Raw genomic sequence first — 16,637 nt, 5'->3', positions numbered from 1 at the left:
AATCGTCCTTTATTAAGTTGTATCTGCTGTTAATACTGTCCTTGTGGTCAGCTCATTTGCCTGGCAAATTTAATGCTTCATGACCGTTCTACAGGCAATCTCAAGAGAAGAGGTAAATTATCCGTAACTTGTACTATCGCCCTAATATTTAGACAGAAAGGAAATGATTTAGTTCATTGCTTTTGTGTGAGAACCAAGCCTGGGCGGCCCCGCTTGTTCCCAGAGCAACGAACTGTGAAACAGGAACCTGTCAGGTGACTAACAGGAATCCCCGTCCTACTGGATTTGAATTTTGGCTTTTACGACACACTCTATCTTTCTCGCGTAAAGCTACGTATACCTGCCAAGTATTACCCTCAAAGACCAATGATCTCACTGATATCCTCTTCACTTGGCTGATAGCCCTCACCCCGGCTGTGTGTACTCTTTGAGTCTGCAATCTGCTGCATCAAGCTACTATTCTGCAGCACATAAAGGGTCTCTTGTTCCCGCTCCCAGTCATCAGCACTGATCACTACAAAGTCTTCTCCACCGCGCCGAGTGACCTTAAGCGGAATGCGGTTGTCCACAACCTTCTCCACAAAGCTTTTCAGGTTACCCCTGAACTGATTAACGCTGACACTCTCCATAAATTACCTCAACCTTTGGTCTACTGTATTACCGTACACAATTGAGAGCAGGCATTTAAAAGGCAAGTCTACACGTGACTGCATAGTTTGAGTGAGAAAGCTCAGGCTACCTTCACTGAGAACTACGTGACCACTCAGAAATTGTTGGACGAAGTCCGTTTTGATCTGTCATTGAGTTGATCTCTTTTCAGAACAGACCCTGCTGTTTGAAAGAGAGATGCAAATTTTACTGATATTCATTCCGTTTTCTGTAAAATTGACCGCCTGGCAGAGCTCGGACAGATATTTGAACAGACTTTCATGAAACAGGTGCTTACCGCCATAGAAACACAGGAAAATGACTTATCACCACTCTCTTTGCAGCGTGGCATTGATAAGTCATATTCAAGACAAGGCCTTTCGATTTTCTGGAGAGCTGGCAGCTGGTTGCTGGCTCTTCTGCTTTTTACTCCGTTTTTGGCTCTGGTCTATGAAGCGTCGGCGCCTAGCGGTGAGATTTTTGCTCATCTGCGAAATACTGTGCTGGGCACTTATATCCTCAACACCGTACTGTTGATCCTGGGTGTCGCTATTCTGGGTTTGATCCTTGCCCTTCCTGCAGCCTGGATCATGGCAAACTGTGAAATTCCCGGTAAACGTTATCTGCAATGGCTTCTGGTACTGCCTCTGGCCATGCCCTCTTACGTGGTCGCCTATATCTATACAGACCTGCTGGAGTACGCCGGCCCTGTGCAAAGACTGCTGAGGGATTTAACGGGTTGGCAGAGTGCTGCGGATTATTTTTTCCCGGATATTCGCAGTCTGGGTGGTGCAGTCATCATTTTGGCGCTGGTGCTTTATCCTTATCTTTATCTGCTGGCCAGAACCGCATTTCTTGAACATTCCCAGAGTCAGACGCTGGCCAGCCGACTGCTCGGATGCTCTCCTGCTTCCAGTTTTCTGAGGGTCTCAATCCCCATGGCCAGACCGGCTATCGTCACCGGCCTGGCCCTCATGGGCATCGAAACACTGGGTGATTTTGCCACGGTTGATTACTTTGCTGTTCCGACTCTAACGACAGCTGTCTATGACACTTGGCTGGGTTATGGCAGTTTGAATGCCGCTGCCAAACTTTCAGCCATCATGCTGGTTGTAGTGATGCTGCTGATCTCACTGGAAAGTTACAGTCGCAGGAGACAACAGCTCTACCAGAAAAGCACCGGGCAGGATCACAGGAAAGCCTCTGTTTTGAGGGGTTGGAAAAAGCCATTGGCCATGTTCTGGTGCTGGGTGCCGGTAATACTGGGTTTCCTTCTGCCTGCCGCTATTTTGCTGGATTACGTTTTCCGATATTTCAGTGATTCCTGGAACCAGGAATGGCTGACTTACAGCCTCAACAGTTTGAAGGTTTCATTAGCCGCAGCCACATCTGCAACACTGGTCGCCTTATTTCTGGGACTGTATCAGCGCCTTCAGGACGATCGCTTTGCCAATATTCCTTCCCGGTTGGTTTCTAGCGGATATGCCCTTCCCGGAAATGTTCTGGCGATTGCGGTGTTAACCCCATTAACCCTGTCTGACCACGGTTTGAATGGTTTGATTATGGCCTTTGAATTACCACCCGTTGGCCTGATTTTCAGTGGCTCGATATTTGCCCTTGTTTTCGCCTACACCGTTCGCTTCTCTGCCGTGGCCGTTGGCAGTGTCGAATCCAGCCTGGGAAGAGTCTCCCCTTCTCTGGATATGGCCAGCCGAACACTGGGATGCAAACCTTCAGAAATGGTGAGACGCGTTCATATTCCCATGATTCGCAGAGGTTTGTTGACTGGATTTCTGCTGGTTTTTATCGAATCCATGAAAGAGCTGCCAGCTACTCTTCTTTTGAGACCTTTTGGCTTTGAGTCACTGGCTACCCGGGTTTTCCAGTTTGTTTCCGATGAAAGACTGGAAGAGGCTGCTCTGGCAGCATTGATAATGGTACTGGCCGGACTGATACCACTGATACTTCTGAACCGTTCGCTGGAGGCAGAACAAAAATGACCGCCCTGACTATTGCAGGCCTGAGCTGCCGTTATGAACAGACAGAAGTACTCTCTAACCTGAGCCTTGAGGTAGAACAGGGAGAAATTGTTTGCCTGCTGGGTCGAAGCGGCTGCGGTAAAACCACGCTTTTAAAAGCCATTTCAGGTCTTCTTCAGCCATCTGCAGGGACCATTTCCCTGCACGGTCAGGTTGTCAGTTCAGTCCATGGAACACTGCCCCCGGAACGGCGTGGAATGGGAATGATCTTTCAGGACTATGCTCTGTTCCCTCATCTGACTGTGTTTCACAATATTGCTTTTGGTCTGAAAAACCTTTCTCGCAAAGATACCCGCAGGCGTGTCGAAGCCATGCTGGAGCTGGTCAACCTTTCTGGCCTGGACAAGCGCTATCCTCATGAACTTTCTGGCGGCCAACAACAACGTGTTGCTATTGCCAGAGCCTTGGCTAACAGCCCTTCCCTGTTGTTGCTGGACGAACCTTTTTCCAATATTGACAGTCAGGTAAGACAGAGACTGGTGAGGGAGGTCAGGGATATTCTCAAGCAACAGAAAGTCACTGGACTGTTTGTCACCCATAATCGTGATGAAGGTTTTGCCTTTGCTGATTCCGTTGCCATTATGCATGATGGCAACATTCTGCAACGAGGTCACTCTTTCGACGTCTATAACCGCCCGGCATCCCGCTTTGTGGCAGAGTTTATGGGGTCTGGTAATCTCCTGCCCTGTGAAGTGATAAACAGTCGCACTGTTTCAACACCGGTCGGCGTCGTTGAGTCATCCACTGATATTTCAGCAGACCCCGGTCAGACTGCAGAACTGTTTATCCGCCCGCAAATGTTTTCGATTGAGAGGTGTCAGTGCGAAAACCCGCTGAATCCTGCCCAGATTAAAAGCCAGCAGTTTATGGGAACCCGATTAAGGACCGAGGTTAAGCTGGAAGAAAATATTCTGGTTGTGGAAAACTCAACCCCGTTCCCGGAAAGCACACCTGTGGATATCTCGGTAAGACCCCATGACCTGCTTCTGTTCGATCAGAAAGGGTATTCAATCTGACGCTTCAGAGTTTATGTTTTACCCGGCGCAACCAAGCCTGTGTATCCTGAAAACAAAATCAGATTGTCAGGCTATCCATTCCACTTTAACAATCCATCCATGCTCAGTGTCTCTGGCAGGCCATTCTGGTCTTTGAAAGCGTGACCAGACCTCCCACTATGCTTGTGGGCAGAGTTCCGTATAATGATCCGTGACTGAAACTGCCTCCGCCGGGTTGCTGAGACTATTGTTTAAGCAGCAGAGTATACGACGGATATGAGGTGGTTACCCTAAACCACAAAATAATAAATGGCTCAAAGCATATTAACAGGGTTGTTTTTTTGAGCCAGACAAGAAACTGGCACAGCTGGGTGGCACAAGTGATTAGCTTTAAACTCAACGGACAAACGGTCAATGTAGACGCACCGGGCGATACACCTTTGCTTTGGGTGGTTCGCGAACATTTAAAAATGAAAGGTACAAAATTCGGTTGCGGTATGGGCTTGTGTGGTGCCTGTAGCATGTTAATCGATGGTGTCAGTTCCCGAGCCTGCATTATGCCCGTTCAAGCCGTGGCCAATAGAAATATCACCACCATTGAAGGCATTGGTAATCCAAAAATGATGTCCACTTTGCAGAACGCCTGGGTAGAAGCCGGTGTTCCACAATGTGGCTATTGCCAGAGTGGGCAAATCGTCAGTGCTACCGCATTACTTAGCCAGAATACAAACCCCAGTGACAGTGACATCGACAACGCCATGAGCGGCAACATTTGCCGCTGCGGTACTTATCCTAATGTGAAAAAAGCCATCAAAAATGCTGCGGCAGATTTAAGAAATGGCAAAGGCCGTTTGCAAGCCGCGCAACTGTTTGATCCAAGGGCAACTTCTTCACTGGAAACACAGGAAGTGCAATCATGAGTGTCACTGAACAAAAAAAATCGCTACCGAAAAAAGAACAGACATTAGAAAACAGCTCCCGCCGTAGCTTTCTCAAAAAACTGGGCATTATTGGTGGCGGTCTGGTGGTTGGAATTCCCCTGGCTGCCTGTGCCAGCAATAAATCCCACAATAATATGAACGGTGATCTGCAACCCAATGCTTTGCTGCAAATTACCGGCAATAATGAAATCTATTTTTATCTTCCCCGCTCGGAAATGGGACAGGGTGTATACACAGGCCTGACCACAGTGCTGGCAGAAGAACTCGACGTTCATCCAGATAACATCAAGGTTAAACTGGTTGGCGCTTGCGAAGAATACGCAAACCCGGAATATGGCCTGCAACTAACAGGTGGTAGCAACAGTATTCGTACTCATTTCATTGCGCTTCGCCAAATGGCAGCAAATGTTCGTATGGTTATTCGACAAGCTGCCGCAAACGTACTTCATTTGTCAGTTGATCAAATCCAAACTGATAATGGAATGATTGTAGCCAAGGGTAAAAAGCTACCTTACGGTGCATTCAGCGAAGCGGCTTCTCAATTGAGCCTTCCTGAAGAAACACCCATCAAGAAAAGAGCAGACTTCAAATATATTGGTAAATACTCAAAACGTCTGGATGCTGTAGCAAAAAGCACAGGCTTGGCGGAATTTGGCTTGGATGTAGAGTTTGAGGGCCTGCACCGGGCTGTGTTAAAGCGTTGCCCGGTATTTGGTGGCACTGTGAAAAGCTTTGATGACAGCAAAGTGAAAAGCATGCCCGGTGTAAAAGCTGTTGTCAGAATCTTCAACGGTGTAGCCGTGGTTGCGGATCATTACTATCAGGCAAAAGCGGCCTTACCTGTGCTAGAAGTACAATGGGAATTACCTGAAACTCTCTCAAAATTTACCAGCGCTGCCACTGAAGCAGGTAACGGTAAACAACTCTTTAAAGAAGCTTTGGATAGCGATGAAGCGGATAATGCACACGAAGAAGGAGAGGGTCGCAATGCATTAAAAGCTTCCGGCACCGTTGTATCTGGAGAATATTGGGCCCCCTTCCTGGCCCACGCCACTATGGAACCTATGAATTGCACCGCGAAATTCACGGGTGACAAATTAGACATTTGGACAGGAAGCCAAAACCCCGGAATTGCCGCCAAACTGGGTGCTTTTTACGGTGATGTAGCAAAAGATGACGTCACGATTCATAGTACATTTCTCGGGGGAGGATTCGGACGTCGTATATCAAGCGACTTTGTTGCCGAAGCCGTTTCCATAGCCAAGGCATCAGGCCTGCCAGTGCAACTGATCTGGAGTCGCGAAGATGATACAAAACACGACTATTATCGCCCTGCGACCCTGGCTAAGTTTCAAGTTGGCTTAGATAAAGACGGTAATATTGACAGCTGGAACGTTAAGCGCTCTGGTGCAAATGTCATACCTTATAGCATGGATGAACTGGCCGATGCCATGATGCCAGCATTCCTGCCTGACGCTATGGTCGACTGGATCAGTAAAGCCGGTTACGGCCTGTTTGATGGCTGGACGGTGGATCCTACTTCAGTAGAAGGCTTATTCGAAGATTATGATGCCAACCATAAATCCGTTGACCATGTTACGGTTGATCCGGGACTGCCCATAGGTTTTTGGCGTAGTGTTGGTCACTCATTCAGCGGTTTCTTTAAAGAAAGCATGATGGATGAAATCGCCATTTTGCAAAAACAGGATCCTGTCGCCTATCGCCTTAAACACCTGAAAAATAATCCTCGACTGGCGAACACTTTAAAAATTGCTGCCGACAAAGCGGGCTGGGGAAATCCTTTACCAGAAGGTCATTATCACGGCGTAGCAGCTCATACTTCGTTCTTGTCATATGTGACAGAAATCGCACAGGTATCTGTGAACAACGGCCAAATCAAAGTTCACAAAGTGACTTGTGTGGTAGATTGCGGTCTGGCGGTTAACCCCGAAATCGTTATCCAACAAATGGAAAGTGGCATCTTATTTGGTTTGACCGCTGCTCTTTATGGAGAGATCACACTCAAAGACGGTGCAGTGATTCAAAGTAACTTCCATGATTACCCGATACTGCGAATGCATGAATCACCAGAAATTGATGTGGTCATCGTTGACAGCGATGAAGCACCAAGCGGTGTCGGTGAACCAGGCCTGCCGCCCATTGCAGCGGCTGTGGGCAATGCCATCTTTGCAGCAACAGGTAAGCGTTTAAGAAGCTTGCCTCTTAAACTCAGTTAATTTGTCGAGCTTGGTCCCTCAGCATCGCGAGGGACAGAATACTGCCTGGGATGAATAAGCAAAGGTTCAATATGCAAGATTCACAATTAGAAGTTCTCAAAGGTTGTTTATCTTGTCTTGAACAAGGTGATGAAATCTCCCTCGTCAGTGTCGCTAAGACTTGGGGCACCTCTCCCCGACCGGTAGGTTCCCTTTTAGCGGTAAGTTCTTCTGGTCGCTTTTTTGGTAGCGTCAGTGGCGGATGTGTTGAAGAAGATTTAATTGCACAGCTAGCCCAAAACCCTGTCAGATTTGTGCAAAAAATCATCTACGGAGAAACGGCTGAAGAACGTCACCGATTCGGATTACCTTGTGGAGGGGCTCTGGAACTCATGGCGGAGCCTCTCAATGAAATGGCAGACGTTAAATTGCTTATTGATCACATTGAAGCGAGAAAAACCGTCTTAAGAAAGGTGAGCCTTGAAACGGGTCAAGTGATTTATACTCCCTGGAAGCAACAAGAACCAGGGTTGTCACAAACCCACTGGCAAAACGTCTTTGGACCAACCTGGCGATTAATGGTGATTGGTGCCGGTGAAACCGGCCAATATCTGGCTGAATTTGCACGCGGCCTTGGATTTGAAGTTTTGGTCAGCGATCCCAGGCCTGATTATCGAAGCAACTGGCCCTTAAAAGACTTGCCGTTATTAAAAGGCTTTCCCGATGATGTCATTCAGGATTTAAATGTCGATGTTCGCACAGCCATTGTCGCAGTGGCCCACGACCCGAAAGTAGACGACATGGCTTTACTAACGGCATTAAAAAGCAATGCATTCTATATTGGCGCTCTTGGCTCAAGACTCAACAATCAGCAGCGTCGCAGACGCCTCAGGGAGCATTTTGATTTCACTGATGCTGAGGTTAACCAGCTCCATGGCCCGGTTGGATTAAATATCGGTAGTAAATCCCCGGCTGAAATCGCACTTTCTATTCTCGCTGAAATCACTGCCATTAAAAATGGCATACAGCCCGGTAAGGCGCTGGAAAAGAAAGAAGATCAAATCAGTCAGACGACCGCTTGTGACATCAGCCAGCATTGAAAAATTCAACCCTTGCGAGAAAATAACAGCGGTTATCTTAGCCGCAGGCAAAGGCTCGCGATTTAACGGCCATAAAATGATGCATGAGATTAACGGCATCCCTATGGCCGTGGTTAGTGCATTGAATGCCCTGCCCCATGTTAATCAGGTTTTAGTGGTCGTCAGGCCTCAGGATGACATTCTTAAACGTGCATTAGATACATACGGTCTTTCTTACACTGAAAACCCTGATTTTGAAAAAGGTATGAGTTCATCCATTGTTATAGCTATTGACAATATCCCTGAGGATCAAAACATCCTTCTCTGTCTGGGAGATATGCCTTACATTGAATTTGACACCTACAGGCACCTCATAAAAAGCTTTAAAAACAATGAACTCAAGAAAATCATCAGGCCGATCTATCAATCTGAAGATTCAGATCCCATCCCTGCTCATCCCGTTTTATTTCCGGCTTTTCTGCAAACAGATTTAACATTGCTGAGTGGTGATGAAGGTGCTAAATCTATTCTCAAAACCCACAAACCGATTTTGATAGAAACTTCTGACGAAGGTGTGATCAAGGATATTGATTACACTTGAGGCCCTGAAACGAGCTTAGAGAGATTTAACGCATCCAGGGCTCTTTCAGCCTCCACTCAGATCCGTCATACTGATGCCCGAAAAACTGATTCGGAGAAAATCTGATGTTGGACTTCCTTTTCACAGCTATTGATGACCGGGTCATTGATTTTGAAACATTAAAACTGCACGAAAAGCCCAATCAATATCTGGTTTTGCCAGAAGGCAAGTTTTTAGCAGAGCCCCATCAGATCAGCCCTGTTCTGAACGTCGGTGTCACAGAGCTGCAAGAGCGGTTTTCAGATATTGCCCAAAGTCAGGACAAGGTAGAAGTCTTGCGCACCAGTGATGATGGTCAGCAAGTCGACTATGTCCAGAGAACCCCTTTCATGGGCTATCCGGATACCATTACCGTACGTTTTTACAGTCAGGGGGAAGATACCAGCACACTGGCCATTTACTCTCGCTCACATTACGGCTACTCCGATCTTGGCGCGAACAAGAAAAGAATCACGCTCTGGCTCGACAGTCTGAAAACCTCTCTTAAAGCCCTAAAAGAGCATTAGTTTATTTGGCAACTTGCCCGGGCAAACTGAAGATCACTATGCCAAATGTTAACCCTTATTGACGAAGGCAGAAGATGGAATTTCAAATGATTATTGACCATCCCGAATGGTTGCTGATGCTGCTGGCGCCGCTGTTTATCGGTTTAATGTTGGCGGAATATTTCATCGGCCAAAAGGGCGGAATGCTACCGGAAAGCTCCGCCTATAAACTGCCAGAAGTACTGTGTAATTTCTCATTAGCAGGTATGCATCAGCTGGCAGATCTCGTTACAGGCCTGGTGATCGTTAAACTCTATTTCTGGCTTTTTGGCTGGAAGTTACTAGAGATTGAAATGAACGCAGCTTCTTTTGTTGCTTTGCTGATCTTACAGGATTTCTGCTACTACTGGTTTCATCGCGCCAGCCACAGGATACGCTGGATGTGGGCTGCCCATGTCGCACATCATAGTTCGCAAAGAATGAATTTCAGCACCGCGTTTCGCCAAAGCCTGATGTACCCAATTGCCGGTATGTGGCTGTTTTGGGTTCCTTTAGTCATCATCGGTTTTGAGCCTAAATGGGTTATCTTTGCAGTGCTGCTTAACTTAGGGCTTCAGTTCTTTGTCCATACTCAGTGGGTTCGCAATCTTGGCAAGTTCGAGCTTATTTTTAACACACCTTCCCATCATCGGGTTCACCACGGTATCAACTCTCATTACATTGATAAAAACTATGCCGGTGTTCTGATCGTCTGGGATAAGCTATTCGGTACCTTTGAACCAGAAGTAGAAACTGTGCGTTACGGGGTCAGCAAGCCTGTCGACAGCTTTAACCCTTTGACTGTGACCTTCTCTGAATGGCGGGATATGTTTAGGGAAGCAAAAGGCAAACACCTGACACTAAAACAGCGCCTGAAGATCTTTCTTGCTCCACCAAGTGATAGACCAACATTGGCAGAGCCTGAAACTTCAGAGCAAATGTTAAAAAAGTAAACTGAACCTCTGAATTTCACCTACTTGCCAATACAGAAGGAGGAGAAAATCCTGCCCAGCAAATCATCGCTGGAGAACTCGCCGGTGATCTCGCCCAGAGCCTTCTGGGCATGTCGCAGGTCTTCAGCCAGAAGTTCACCTGCCCCCATGTATTCAAGCTGCTTCTGACCGTTATCCAGAAACTCCTCTGCTCTTCGCAGCGCATCCAGATGTCTGCGCCGGGCAGAAAAACCACCCTCCATGGCACCCTCATAGCCCATACAGGCTTTCAGATGCTCTCTGAGAGCGTCCAGGCCGTGTTCTCTCATGGCACAGGCCCTTATGAGGGGAACCCCTTCAGCGTCCTCTATGCCTGCCTGTTCGCCTGTCAGGTCAATCTTGTTACGGATCACAGTGAGCTTTTCTCTGGAAGGCAGCCGGTCAACAAACTCTGGCCATATGTCGTGTGGATCGGTTGCGTCAGTGGTTGATCCGTCCACCATCAGGAGTACTCTATCAGCGTCTTCTATTTCCCTGAAGGCGCGTTCTACACCAATCTGTTCGACTTTATCATCTGTCTCTCGCAGACCGGCGGTATCAATAACATGCAAGGGCATACCGTCGATATTGATATGCTCCCTGAGGACATCACGGGTGGTACCGGCAATGTCCGTTACAATAGCTGACTCCCGTCCTGATAACGCATTCAAAAGGCTGGATTTACCGGCATTGGGACGTCCGGCAATCACTACGGTCATACCTTCACGCTGAATAGCCCCCTGACCCGCTTCTCTCATGACCTGGGCAAGATGGCTGATGATGGTTTTGAGGTCGCCTGCCACTTTGCCGTCGGCCAGGAAATCAATCTCTTCTTCCGGAAAGTCGATGGCGGCTTCAACGTAAATTCTCAGTTCAATCAGGGATTCGACCAGTTCGTTGACTCTTCTGGAGAAAGCGCCTTGCAGTGATCTTAATGCCGATCTGGCTGCCTGTTCTGAAGTACTGTCGATCAGATCTGCTATGGCCTCAGCCTGCGCCAGATCCATCTTGTCATTCAGGAAGGCTCTTTCGGAAAACTCTCCGGGATTGGCCAGCCTTACCCCAAGGGCATTAATTCTTTTCAACAGTAAGTCCAGAATGACAGGACCACCATGCCCCTGGAACTCAATGACCTCCTCTCCGGTAAATGAATTTGGATTAGGAAAGTAAAGAGCCAGGCCTTCGTCCAGAACCTCATCCTGCTCATCGTAAAAAGGACCATAATGAGCGAAACGAGGCTTGGGCTCCATCTTTAGAACCTCTCTGGCAACCCTTAAAGCTTCAGGGCCTGAGACCCTGATGATCCCTACCCCACCTCTACCGGGAGCGGTTGCCTGAGCGGCAATAGTGTCTTTATGGAGTGCACTGAGATCGGACATAGCAATTACTGGCTGAGGAATAAGAAAAATGATGGCCTAGTCTAATCCAAGGTGGTTGCTGGTGCCATGACCGTCAGGGATCTCAAAAAAACGGACCGTTGTGGTCCGTTTTTTTTGAGATTTACAGACTCAGGAGTCTTCTTTCTCGATCTTTCTGGTAATGATGTATTGCTGAATAATCGACAGAATGTTGTTGGTTACCCAGTAGAGTACCAGCCCTGCAGGGAACCACAGGAAGAATACGGTAAAGATCAGCGGCATCAACTTCATCACTTTGGCCTGAACAGGGTCAGGAGGTGTCGGGTTCAGCATCTGCTGCACGAACATCGAAGCACCCATGATCAACGGCAGGATGAAGTAAGGGTCCATCTGGGACAGATCCTTAATCCAGCCAAGCCAGGGAGCCTGACGCAGTTCTACAGCCTCCTGCAGTACCCAGTAGAGGGCAATGAATACTGGCATCTGGACAAGAATCGGGAGGCAGCCACCCATTGGGTTGACTTTCTCTTTCTTGTACATCTCCATCATGGCCTGAGACATCTTCTGGCGATCGTCACCGAATCTCTCTTTCAGCTCCTGCATCTTTGGCCCCAGCTTGCGCATTTTAGCCATAGAACGGAAGCTGGCCTGATTCAGTGGGTAGAATACCGCTTTCACACAGACTGTCAGCAGGATGATTGCCCAACCCCAGTTGCCTACCAGAGAGTGGATGAACTGCAGCAACTTAAACAGAGGCTGAGCCAGGAACCAAAGCATGCCAAAGTCCATGGTCAGCTGCAGACCATCAGCCAGATTCTTCAAGGCTGGCTGATCTTTAGGACCGGCATAAAGCGTAGCACCGGTGATGGCTTTCTCACCTGGATTTACCACCAGAGGGTCATTGTAGAAACCCACCCTGTAGTATTCGTTGTTACGAGATTCCTGTGTGTAATAATTATGAGGCTTGTCCTGGGCAGGCACCCAGGCACTGACAAAGTAGTGCTGAAGAATGGCAGCATAACCACCCTCGACTCTTTCCTTGAAAGGCTCTTTTTGGAAATCATCGAAAGGCAGCTTTCTGTATGGCTCATCAATAGAACGAACAGCCGCCCCCAGATAGGTGTTCATGGGGGCACTGGAGTTTACAGAGCTTGGGTCTTCTGAACCATCCCGCTTCAGCTGGGCATAAAAGGGATCACGCCATACCTTGTCGCTGTTGTTAGCAATTTCGTAAGCCAGTTCGACTTCATAGGAGCCGCGCTTAAAGGTATAACTTTTGGTCACCTGAACATCGCCAGCGCTGCGAGTCAGTTTAACCATCAGCTGGTCCTGACCGGTTGGCAAGGTGTAGCTGGTCTGTGCAGTGCTGTAGAGGGGCCTCTGATTCTGATCGTTGGTAGGACCGTCAGTAGCAATCAGGCCGCTTTGAGCGGTGTAGACACAGGTCACTTCACCCGGTGTGCAGTCGGGTCTGTTAACCAGCAGCTGGAAAGGCGTAGCTTTCTCGCCTTCTTCAGGCAGCCAGGCCGGGTATTTGGGCAGGCTGAGTCCGATAATGTCACCACCGACGGGGTCAATCTGAAGGTTCAGTGTATCTGTTTTAACATTGATCAGTTGAGCAGAGGTCTGAACTTTGTCATCCAGAATTTCCGGAGAGGAAGATGATGGTGAGATAGTGGGTAAATCAGAACCACTTTGAGAAGTGGAGACATTAGCCACAACAGCATCGCTGGTCGGCCGGGTCTGATTGTAATCTTCATTCCATTGTTGAAGTGTAAATACACCAACAACGGCTATAGCACCTATCAAGAGTGTTCTTTGCAGATCCATGATGTCCGAGCCAAAGAGTCTTGGTGATGAATATGATCGTCTGATGACCGGTGTTGTTTGTCCGAGGGAGCGGGCACCGGATCAAAACCTCCTGGATGCCAGGGATGGCAACGCAGCAGTCGTTTCAAGGTCAGAAAACTGCCTTTCAGAAAACCATGATGTTGGAGAGCTTCCTGTGAATAGCTGGAACAGCTGGGGTAAAAGCGACAATGTCTGCCCATAATGGGGCTCAGGCAGTAACGGTACACCTTGATCAATCCCATGGCAGCGCGTCTGGGCAAAAGCACGAGAAAATTCATCACAGGTCTGGTCATGTCGACTTTACTCTGTCTGTGCCGAATAGACAGGAAACGCATCGGCTGATTTGAGTGGAGACAGTATGACTGGCTTTCTGAAGAGAGACTGGAGGTAGTTTCTACCTCCACTGTCATGCAACTCCATAGAGTGCCTGCTTCAGGCGATGGTCTCCATTCAGGAAACCTTCTGCTCGTTCCGACGTCTGGCCAGTTTAAACCATTGGTGGGTGAGCAGTTTATTGATATCGCAGCTTTCCAGCTCACCCAGACCCCTTCTGGCCAGGACAACGATATCCAGGTTTCCCAGTTCCCCCTGATGGAGGCGAAAGGTTTCCCGAATATGCCGTTTGACTCGATTACGGCCGGTAGCTTTACGGATATTTTTTTTGGCGATCACCAGCCCCAGCCGGGGGTGGTCAAGCTCATTCTGGCAAGCCAGTATCAGCAAATGGCGACTACTGACCTTGATATCCGTACGGTCGAAAACCTGCTTAAAATCAGCTGCTGAGCAAAGTCGCAGATCGCGACCAAAAGCGAAGCTCACCTGTCAGTCCAAATCAGGCGGCCAGACGCTTGCGACCTTTGGCACGACGACGGTTGATAACCGCACGACCGTTCTTGGTAGCCATGCGAGCACGGAAACCGTGAGTGCGCTTGCGCTTCAGATTACTGGGCTGAAATGTTCTTTTCATGACGTTACTCGTTTTATCGATTTACAAAAAGACGGGCATTCTAAGTAATTGAGAGATAAGCGTCAATTTGCATTTGTCAAGAGTTTGCCACCGAGGCTCAGGGCTCAATCCTTAGAGGGCTGGCAACTCTATGCAGATATCAAGAAGGGTTAGTGAAAAAGTGCATTCTTATAAGGGAAATTACGTTCCTTATATATAAGGGAAAAATAGCACACCAACGATTTTTAAATGACGTTTATAAATCAAAAATGTTTTTGCGAGTCATTCAAGATAATGAAATACATATAATACATATGTACTTGAGTGACGGTGTTTTGTTTTTTTAATGAATATTAAGCAGCACTTTTTATGTGGATAAGTCCTATAAAGCCCTTTGTTCTCTGGCTTCGTTCGTGTGTGTGAATGTGTAGAAAATAAGCGACTATACTGTTCTCTGCCTGCTCACAGCCTGTGTATAAACTGGTACTTTATACACAGCACGTCAATGCATCATACTTATTCACAGCTCACTCATCCTTCATCAGCCTTTGTGAACACAGCCTTTTCCACATTATTTTTTCATCACTGGCGGTCTCTTTTTTTGTCTCTTTTTGCCTATAGAGTGTTGATAATTAAGTAAAAAGACTATTTTCTGGATAGGCTTCAAAAAAATTTAAGGTGTGGATAACTTTTCCCTGAAAGGATACAATTGAAGCTGTTTTTTGGCCTATTCTTCCTGCGTTTCTGCATTGTTCTGCTGTGGAAGAATAAGTGTTTCTGGACAGATTCTGTTTCCTGCCATTAGTGAAGTCGTCCAGCAGGCAGGCTGACCGGCTTCCATTTCACCCATTTTCAGGAGAGCGCCTGTGCCTTTAGAGCTCTGGCAAAAGTGTGTGGACTTGCTTCAAGATGAACTGTCCTCACAGCAGTTCAATACCTGGATTCGCCCATTGAAAGTCATGGGTGATGAACACGATCTTTGCCTGCTGGCTCCTAATCGTTTTGTCGCAGACTGGGTGAAAGAGAAGTTTCTGCCGCGCATTGAAGAGATACTTGATGAACTGACCGATGGACAGTCGCCGGCGCTAGCGCTGGCCGTGTCGAACCGTCGTCCCCAGTCTCTCAGCCGAAGGAGTTCTTCACCTGGCAGCAGTCCTCTACGCCCTGAACAACCCAAGCCTGTCGTAGAAGAAAAGAGGGCGGTGACCCGGGAGCTGGTGTCCAACCTCAGTGAAGCATCGGGCCTTTCAACTAGTAAACCTGTGTCGTCTGAAAGTATTGAGCCCCCTGCCATACCTAAGAAAGTCAATCCTCTGAAAGCAAAAGAGGCCACTGCCAGCAGTCATCCTGCCAAGAAAGAAGAACCTTCTTCCGGACGACAAATAGAAGTTGAGGGTTCAATAAAACATAACAGCTCCCTGAATGCCCACTTCACCTTTGATACCTTTGTTGAAGGTAAATCGAATCAGCTGGCACTTGCAGCAGCCCGTCAGGTGTCTGAAAACCCCGGAGCCGCTTACAATCCACTGTTTTTATATGGCGGTGTAGGTCTGGGTAAAACTCACCTTATGCATGCCGTGGGTAATTCTCTGGTTCGCCAAAATCGTAATTCCAGAGTCGTATATTTGCATTCCGAGCGCTTTGTTGCCGACATGGTCAAGGCGTTGCAATTAAATGCCATAAATGACTTCAAACGCTACTATCGCTCCGTCGATGCCCTGCTGATTGATGACATCCAGTTCTTTGCCGGTAAGGAGCGTTCCCAGGAAGAGTTTTTTCATACCTTCAATGCGCTGCTTGAGGGGGGCCAACAAATGATTCTGACCTGTGATCGTTACCCCAAGGAAATCAGTGGTGTCGAGGAACGATTAAAGTCCCGATTTGGCTGGGGCCTGACGGTCGCAGTAGAGCCTCCCGAGCTCGAAACCAGAGTAGCGATATTAATGAAGAAGGCAGAACAGCAAAAAGTGGATTTACCCCATGAAGCGGCTTTCTTTATCGCTCAGCGAATTCGATCCAATGTCCGTGAACTGGAAGGCGCTCTGAAACGGGTGATTGCCAGTGCCCATTTTATGGGGCGCAAGATTGATATTGATCTGATCAGGGAGTCCCTGAAAGATCTGCTTGCCTTGCAGGATAAACAGGTCAGTATTGATAATATTCAAAGAACAGTGGCTGAGTACTACAAGATCAAGGTAGCTGATATTCTATCTAAACGTCGTAGTCGTTCTGTGGCCCGACCCAGACAGATTGCAATGGCTCTTTCCAAGGAACTGACCAGTCACAGTCTGCCTGAAATTGGCGACGCCTACGGCGGACGGGATCATACCACTGTGCTTCATGCCTGCCGTAAAGTGAAAGAGCTGGTGGATGAAGACGGTGAAATCCGTGATGACTACAAAAATCTTTTGAGATCTCTGACTAGCTGA

The 16,637-nt window shown here is 47.9% G+C and carries 15 protein-coding genes; 9 read left to right on the top strand and 6 right to left on the bottom strand.

The genetic code is table 11. The features are described from left to right. Positions 1-356: 356 nt before the first annotated feature. Positions 357-629, bottom strand: coding sequence for a type II toxin-antitoxin system Phd/YefM family antitoxin (locus tag P6910_RS00075; protein ID WP_317144261.1), 273 nt, complete (start codon positions 627-629; stop codon positions 357-359). Positions 630-929: 300 nt separating this feature from the next. On the opposite strand from P6910_RS00075, the gene P6910_RS00070 reads away from it, so the two are divergent. The 8 genes from P6910_RS00070 to P6910_RS00035 all read left to right on the top strand — a co-directional run bounded on the left by P6910_RS00070 (position 930) and on the right by P6910_RS00035 (position 10,035). Next, entirely contained in the window at positions 930-2,648 is a 1,719-nt protein-coding gene (locus P6910_RS00070; protein ID WP_317144260.1) for an iron ABC transporter permease, read from the top strand. Continuing rightward, positions 2,645-3,703 carry an ABC transporter ATP-binding protein gene (locus P6910_RS00065; RefSeq protein WP_317144259.1) on the top strand — a complete coding sequence of 353 codons (1,059 nt, stop codon included), beginning with the start codon at positions 2,645-2,647 and terminating at the stop codon, positions 3,701-3,703. The genes P6910_RS00070 and P6910_RS00065 overlap by 4 nt, the downstream gene beginning before the upstream one ends. Before the next feature lie 359 nt (positions 3,704-4,062). Continuing rightward, complete coding sequence (locus P6910_RS00060) at positions 4,063-4,602, top strand: (2Fe-2S)-binding protein (protein ID WP_317144258.1); 540 nt, start codon at positions 4,063-4,065, stop codon at positions 4,600-4,602. Next, positions 4,599-6,860 carry a xanthine dehydrogenase family protein molybdopterin-binding subunit gene (locus tag P6910_RS00055; protein ID WP_317144257.1) on the top strand — a complete coding sequence of 754 codons (2,262 nt, stop codon included), beginning with the start codon at positions 4,599-4,601 and terminating at the stop codon, positions 6,858-6,860. Before P6910_RS00060 ends, P6910_RS00055 begins: the two co-directional genes overlap by 4 nt. 71 nt (positions 6,861-6,931) lie before the next feature. Further along, positions 6,932-7,939, top strand: a complete 1,008-nt coding sequence (locus tag P6910_RS00050; RefSeq protein ID WP_317144256.1) for an XdhC family protein — start codon at positions 6,932-6,934, stop codon at positions 7,937-7,939. Next, a complete protein-coding gene (locus tag P6910_RS00045) occupies positions 7,920-8,519 on the top strand; it encodes a nucleotidyltransferase family protein (protein ID WP_317144255.1) in 600 nt (199 codons plus the stop codon). Before P6910_RS00050 ends, P6910_RS00045 begins: the two co-directional genes overlap by 20 nt. A 104-nt stretch (positions 8,520-8,623) precedes the next feature. Beyond that, positions 8,624-9,064 carry a DUF1499 domain-containing protein gene (locus P6910_RS00040; RefSeq protein WP_317144254.1) on the top strand — a complete coding sequence of 147 codons (441 nt, stop codon included), beginning with the start codon at positions 8,624-8,626 and terminating at the stop codon, positions 9,062-9,064. Positions 9,065-9,150: 86 nt separating this feature from the next. Further along, complete coding sequence (locus tag P6910_RS00035; RefSeq protein WP_317144253.1) at positions 9,151-10,035, top strand: sterol desaturase family protein; 885 nt, start codon at positions 9,151-9,153, stop codon at positions 10,033-10,035. A gap of 20 nt (positions 10,036-10,055) precedes the next feature. Here the strand turns inward: P6910_RS00035 and mnmE are convergent, their stop codons facing one another. The 5 genes from mnmE to rpmH all read right to left on the bottom strand — a co-directional run bounded on the left by mnmE (position 10,056) and on the right by rpmH (position 14,229). Next, positions 10,056-11,432 carry a tRNA uridine-5-carboxymethylaminomethyl(34) synthesis GTPase MnmE gene (gene mnmE, locus P6910_RS00030; RefSeq protein WP_317144252.1) on the bottom strand — a complete coding sequence of 459 codons (1,377 nt, stop codon included), beginning with the start codon at positions 11,430-11,432 and terminating at the stop codon, positions 10,056-10,058. A 129-nt stretch (positions 11,433-11,561) separates the two neighbouring features. Continuing rightward, positions 11,562-13,241 carry a membrane protein insertase YidC gene (gene yidC / locus P6910_RS00025; RefSeq protein ID WP_317144251.1) on the bottom strand — a complete coding sequence of 560 codons (1,680 nt, stop codon included), beginning with the start codon at positions 13,239-13,241 and terminating at the stop codon, positions 11,562-11,564. Next, entirely contained in the window at positions 13,217-13,462 is a 246-nt protein-coding gene (gene yidD / locus P6910_RS00020; protein WP_410493961.1) for a membrane protein insertion efficiency factor YidD, read from the bottom strand. The genes yidC and yidD overlap by 25 nt, the downstream gene beginning before the upstream one ends. Positions 13,463-13,712: 250 nt before the next feature. Beyond that, positions 13,713-14,081: a ribonuclease P protein component gene (gene rnpA / locus P6910_RS00015; protein WP_317144250.1), complete on the bottom strand. Its 369-nt coding sequence runs from the start codon at positions 14,079-14,081 to the stop codon at positions 13,713-13,715. Positions 14,082-14,094: 13 nt separating this feature from the next. Further along, positions 14,095-14,229, bottom strand: a complete 135-nt coding sequence (gene rpmH, locus P6910_RS00010; protein ID WP_252177766.1) for a 50S ribosomal protein L34 — start codon at positions 14,227-14,229, stop codon at positions 14,095-14,097. A gap of 845 nt (positions 14,230-15,074) precedes the next feature. Here rpmH and dnaA point away from each other — a divergent pair. Then, positions 15,075-16,637 (top strand): chromosomal replication initiator protein DnaA, encoded by a 1,563-nt coding sequence (dnaA, locus tag P6910_RS00005; RefSeq protein WP_317144249.1) that lies wholly within the window; start codon positions 15,075-15,077, stop codon positions 16,635-16,637.

This window comes from Endozoicomonas sp. 8E, assembly GCF_032883915.1.
Classification (GTDB): Bacteria; Pseudomonadota; Gammaproteobacteria; order Pseudomonadales; family Endozoicomonadaceae; genus Endozoicomonas_A.
Note: the sequence above shows the minus strand (reverse complement) of the source record. Positions and strands in the feature narration are given on the sequence as shown.

Bases quoted from the DNA above. Each gene is read 5' to 3' on its own strand.
- P6910_RS00075 (WP_317144261.1), bottom strand. From the start codon at position 629: ATGGAGAGTGTCAGCGTTAATCAGTTCAGGGGTAACCTGAAAAGCTTT.
- P6910_RS00070 (WP_317144260.1), top strand. From the start codon at position 930: ATGAAACAGGTGCTTACCGCCATAGAAACACAGGAAAATGACTTATCA.
- P6910_RS00065 (WP_317144259.1), top strand. From the start codon at position 2,645: ATGACCGCCCTGACTATTGCAGGCCTGAGCTGCCGTTATGAACAGACA.
- P6910_RS00055 (WP_317144257.1), top strand. From the start codon at position 4,599: ATGAGTGTCACTGAACAAAAAAAATCGCTACCGAAAAAAGAACAGACA.
- P6910_RS00050 (WP_317144256.1), top strand. From the start codon at position 6,932: ATGCAAGATTCACAATTAGAAGTTCTCAAAGGTTGTTTATCTTGTCTT.
- P6910_RS00040 (WP_317144254.1), top strand. From the start codon at position 8,624: ATGTTGGACTTCCTTTTCACAGCTATTGATGACCGGGTCATTGATTTT.
- P6910_RS00035 (WP_317144253.1), top strand. From the start codon at position 9,151: ATGATTATTGACCATCCCGAATGGTTGCTGATGCTGCTGGCGCCGCTG.
- mnmE (WP_317144252.1), bottom strand. From the start codon at position 11,432: ATGTCCGATCTCAGTGCACTCCATAAAGACACTATTGCCGCTCAGGCA.
- yidC (WP_317144251.1), bottom strand. From the start codon at position 13,241: ATGGATCTGCAAAGAACACTCTTGATAGGTGCTATAGCCGTTGTTGGT.
- yidD (WP_410493961.1), bottom strand. From the start codon at position 13,462: ATGGGCAGACATTGTCGCTTTTACCCCAGCTGTTCCAGCTATTCACAG.
- rpmH (WP_252177766.1), bottom strand. From the start codon at position 14,229: ATGAAAAGAACATTTCAGCCCAGTAATCTGAAGCGCAAGCGCACTCAC.